We start from the raw sequence: 4,955 nt of genomic DNA, 5'->3' as shown, positions 1-4,955 counted from the left end.
CGTCGGGCTCATAACCCGAAGGTCGGCGGTTCAAATCCGTCCTCCGCAACCAAATCTAAAATTTATCCTTCACTTACTCCAAAAAATCAAAATTTAGAATTAAAGAAAATTTTTTATGAACTTTGACGTATCTCAAATTTTAATCGTTTTGCTGCTGATCGTAATTATTTTGCTAGCTTTAAAGCTATTTAAAAGGCAAAAAATCAAGCAAACTAGATACAAAAGCGATAGTGGCAATACGGTAAAAAGCCGCGCCGAGCTCATTGTGGCAAATTGGCTATTTTACCGCGGTATAGATTTTATCTACGAGAAAAAGGTACCGACCAAAGAGCGTGTCATTAGTGATTTTTATTTGACGCAAAGCGAAATTTATATCGAATTTTGGGGACTTGAAACACCGCAGTATCTAAAAAGAAAAAGTAAAAAAATCAAAATTTACAAGAAAAACCGCCTAAAACTTATCCAAATGAACGACGACAGCTTGCGCGATCTAAACACGTTTTTTGCCAAAGAATTTTCAAGACTCGGCGCAAAATACCAAATCAGGCCAAAGCTCTAAAAATCGTCAAATTTCGTAAACGCTATCGCATATGTAGCAAATGTGCATGCAGATATGGCTACTAAATTTGACGGGCACAAAATTTATTAAATCAGAAAAAACCAACTATTTAAAAGCATTTGCAGTCGTTTGAAAAATAGATATTAGTAAGGTGTAAGAGCTGAAGTCGCCGATCGCAGTGTGCGAGCGATAAAACCGTTTGAGCAAGGGTACGGATATGGTTGTTAAAAAGATTTACCGCTCGCGTAACGTCAAGCGAGCGTTTATGCTTTTAAGGTCGGCAAATTTACTCCAAAACAGTTCCAGTCAGTGGCGAGTTTGATCAAATTCGGTCGCTGCGATGAAAAATAGCCAAAATCCAATCTGGCAAATTCAACCAAAATAACGACGCACAAAATTTGCCTCACTCATATTACTACATCGCTAAATCTAACCTTAACATTTTCAAGGTGCGGGTTATGCCCAAAATCGGTCAAATTTGACAAGTCCGTAAAAATTAAACAAAAAATACAAGCTCGGTTGATACATTTAAATTTAACCAAAGTCTGTTTGTGCCGTATCTAAGTGAACCAAAAAGTCCGCAAAGCATCAAGCAAGGCCCGCGCAAAAGCCTAAATTCAAAGCTAAAAATGTATAATTATCCCAAATTTTAAACAAGGAATAACAATGGATAGAGTAGAGCAGGCCATAAACGACATCAAAAACGGCAAAATGGTCGTCATGGTCGACGATGAAGACCGCGAAAACGAGGGCGATCTGGTATTTGCGGCGACTTTTAGCGACACGCAAAAGGTAAATTTCGCCATAACTCACGCAAAAGGCGTGCTGTGCCTCGCGCTAAACGAGGAGATCGCTCGTCGCCTCGATCTAAATTTGATGGTGGATAAAAACACATCCTGCCACGAGACGGCGTTTACCGTCACGATCGACGCCAAAAACACGACTACGGGCGTGAGTGCATACGAGCGCGACGTCACGATCCGTCTAGCGGCTGACCCGATGTCAAAGCCGCAGGACTTCGTGCGCCCGGGGCATATCTTTCCGCTCATCGCTAAAAAAGGCGGCGTGCTAAGCCGCACCGGACACACCGAAGGCTCGGTCGATCTATGCAAATACGCAGGCCTAACGCAAGCAGCCGTCATCTGTGAGATCGTAAAAGAGGACGGAAATATGGCTCGTAGACCCGATCTAGAGGCGTTTTGCGAGAAATTTGGACTAAATATGGTTTCGGTCTCCGAGCTCGTGCAGTACCGCCTAAAACACGAAAGCCTAATCGAGATAAAAGAAAAAAGCGAGGTTAAGATAGCGGGCTTTGACGCCCTAAAATGCGAGATCCTAGATCACAAAGGCGAGCGACACTATGCCTTTGTTTTTGGCGAGATAAAGGACAAAACCGCGGTCAAATTTCATCAAATTTCAAGCGACGTGGAGCTGCTTTGCTCGGATAAATTCGACGACTTGCGAGACTCGCTCGAGTATCTATCCAAAAACGGCGGCGTTGCGGTGTTTTTGCAAGGCGAGGAGAAGTGCGGCGGACAGGTCAAGGACTACGGTATCGGCGCGCAAATTTTACACAAACTAGGCGTCAGCCGTATCGAGCTTTTAAGCGCGAATAAAAATAAAGATTTCGTTGCATTAAAGGGCTTTGGGCTTGACATCGCGGGCTACAAAGAGTAACGCAAACGGGCCTAGCGAGGTAGCGCGGGCCTTTGCCAAGACGCTAAATTTGGGGCTTTTGTACGCGGATAAAAATGGCACCATAAAATTTATAAATAAAAAATTTGAACGGATTTTCGCTCTGGCACCCAAAATCTTTTACGGAGCGAAATTTGACGATATGATCGCTGCGGCGCAGGGACTTGACGAGCTAAAAAGCTTTGAAAATCTCAAAAATAGCCCGCTAAACTCGAGCAATTTTATCGTAAAAAAAGGCGAAAAAAGCTTCAGACTAAACGTCTCGAACGTGCTTGAGGGCGGGGTAAAATTTGACGGATTTATCCTTGCGGTCACTGACGTCACGCACGAAAAGGAGCTCGAAAAAAAGGAGCTTGAGCATAGGCGCTCGGTGCTAGCTCACGCCAAAACCGCGCTGGTTGGCGAGATGATAAACTCCATTTCGCATCAGCAGCGCCAGCCTCTAAGCGCGCTGGGACTGTATCTGGATAACATCGAGGAGTGCGCGCGCGAGGGCGAATTTGAGCGCATACCGGCTCAAATCGCAGCCTGCAAAAAGAGCTTAAGGCTCATGGACGAAACGATAAAGGCGTTTAGAAATTTTTACGCCAGCGGCGAGGGTGCGGCAAAATTTGATCTCGTTAATATCATAAACGAGCTTATTTTGATAGTGCGGCCAGAGCTAAACTCTCACGGTATCGAGCTAAAATTTGCTAGCAGTAGCGGCAAATGCGAGCTAAAAAGCGTCGCTAGCTACGTGAGGCAGATCTTGCTATCCTTGCTCTCAAACGCTAAGGACGCGCTGGTTGAAAGCGGACGTGATACGCCGCAAATTTTAATCGAGCTAAAGAGGGCGGGCGAGCTATTTTGCGTGAGCGTGAGCGATAACGGCGGCGGGGTTAAGGCGGATAGCGATAAAATTTTCGAACCGTTTTTTACGACAAAAAATATGGGCACGGGTACGGGTCTAAACGTAGCTAGGGAACTCGCCGTAAAAAAGCTAGGCGGTGCGCTGGAGCTCGAAAGTGCGGCGAATCCGACTAAATTTACGCTATTTTTGGGCGAAATTTAGACGAGGCTATAAATTTAAAAATTAGTTTGCGGACTTAAGAAACACAAGCAAGAAACGAGGCCAGCGTGTATAGCAAAATAAAAAATATCTTAAACGGCATAAATTTGCTCATCGTCGAGGATGACGAGAGCCTGCGCGAAAGTATCAAAATATCGGTCGAAAACTACGTGAGCGAGGTTTACGCCTGCGCAAACGCGAAAGAGGCGCTGGAAGTTTTTGAAGCAAAGGGCGTAAATTTGGTGCTTTCCGATATCAACATGCCGTATATGAACGGGCTTGAGATGGCGGCTCGTATAAGGCAGCTGGATAAGGACGTGCCCATTATTTTTCTCACTGCATATGGTAGCGACGAAAACGTGCTTAGCGCGATAGAGCTAGGAAGCTTTGGCGTGCTAAAAAAGCCGTTTGAAAAGCGCGAGCTAATCATGCAAATGAGCTTTGCGGCGAATAAATTTAAAAACGATTTTGCGGAGGTCGATCTAAAAAACGGCTTTAAATTTAACGCCTTTAGCAAGCAGCTAACAAAGGACGGCGAGCCCGTGGCACTAACTAAAAAAGAGCAAAATTTACTACATCTTTTTCTAAAAAATCAGGGCCGCGTCGTGAGCTTTGAGATGATCGAGTCGTGCGTCTGGCAGGATGGCAGCTGCACCGCCGACGCGATACGAAGCTTTGTGTATAAACTACGCAAAAAACTCTACCCAGAACTCATCCAAAACGCGCAGGGTAGCGGATATGCACTCATCCTAGATGAACAAAATCAGCGCACCGTGAGCCAGGTCGGCTACGTTTGAGAATGTAAATTTATCTACGAAATTTAATGATTTTGCATTATATGACTCAAAAGTCAAATTTGCCGAAATATAGCGTTTATTAAATTTATGAATAAATTGATTTTTTCGCTTCCTTAAAGCTTAAATTTATAAAAATTTAAAATTTAAGTTGTAAAATCTAATGAGTTAATTTTAAAATATTAATTTAAGGAGAGAAAATGCAAATAAATTCGCAAGAAGTTACGCAGGCGCCTGGCAATAACACCGTTTTTCAAACTTGGCTGTTAAGTGGCGACGAAAACGCCTGTAAAAAAGGCTTTGAGAGACTTTGCGCTTTGGTCGTAAATTTAAACAAAACGGCAAAAGTAAGGTTTGGCGCGGAGGCGAACGTAAACTGCGTAATCGCCGTCGGACACGATGCGTGGCTAAAACTAGGACTCCCGCAACCGCTACCAAAAGAGCTTGTTAATTTTAAAGCCATCAAAGGTGACAAGCACGAAGCCGTGAGCACTGCGGGCGATATCCACGTGCATATTAGGGCGTTAGACGCGGCGGACTGCTTTGATATGGCGCAAAATATAAAGGCCGAGCTTTTTAAATTTGCTAAGCTTGCGGATGAGACCCAAGGTTTTAAGTATCACGACGGCAGAGCGATCATCGGATTTGTGGATGGAACTGAAAATCCAAACGGCGAAGACCGAGATTATTTTGCCAAAGTTGGCGACGAGGATAGGAAATTTAAGGGCGGCAGCTACGTATTTGTACAAAAATATAAACACAAAATGAGAGAGTGGAACGCAACTAGCGTGAGCGAGCAAGAAAAGGTTATAGGCCGTACGAAAGCAGACGATATCGAGATGAGCGAGGATGAAAAGCC

5 protein-coding genes are annotated in these 4,955 nt (G+C 44.2%); all 5 read left to right on the top strand.

From position 1 onward, the window contains the following. Window positions 1-115: 115 nt before the first annotated feature. Window positions 116-559, top strand: a complete 444-nt coding sequence (locus tag Q0546_RS01990; protein ID WP_298790048.1) for a helicase IV — start codon at window positions 116-118, stop codon at window positions 557-559. Window positions 560-1,225: 666 nt separating this feature from the next. Further along, the gene (locus Q0546_RS01985) at window positions 1,226-2,236 is read left to right on the top strand and encodes a bifunctional 3,4-dihydroxy-2-butanone 4-phosphate synthase/GTP cyclohydrolase II (protein WP_298790046.1); all 1,011 of its coding nucleotides are present in this window, start codon (window positions 1,226-1,228) and stop codon (window positions 2,234-2,236) included. Further along, complete coding sequence (locus tag Q0546_RS01980) at window positions 2,211-3,305, top strand: ATP-binding protein (RefSeq protein ID WP_298790044.1); 1,095 nt, start codon at window positions 2,211-2,213, stop codon at window positions 3,303-3,305. Before Q0546_RS01985 ends, Q0546_RS01980 begins: the two co-directional genes overlap by 26 nt. A 65-nt stretch (window positions 3,306-3,370) precedes the next feature. Continuing rightward, the gene (locus tag Q0546_RS01975; protein ID WP_298790042.1) at window positions 3,371-4,099 is read left to right on the top strand and encodes a response regulator transcription factor; all 729 of its coding nucleotides are present in this window, start codon (window positions 3,371-3,373) and stop codon (window positions 4,097-4,099) included. 197 nt (window positions 4,100-4,296) lie between these two features. Beyond that, a partial coding sequence (locus tag Q0546_RS01970) for a Dyp-type peroxidase (RefSeq protein ID WP_298790040.1) occupies window positions 4,297-4,955 on the top strand: 659 nt, incomplete at its 3' end.

Source organism: uncultured Campylobacter sp., assembly GCF_937997465.1.
GTDB lineage: Bacteria > Campylobacterota > Campylobacteria > Campylobacterales > Campylobacteraceae > Campylobacter_A.
The sequence above is the reverse complement of the archived record's forward strand: the minus strand, read 5'-3'. Positions and strand labels throughout refer to the sequence as shown.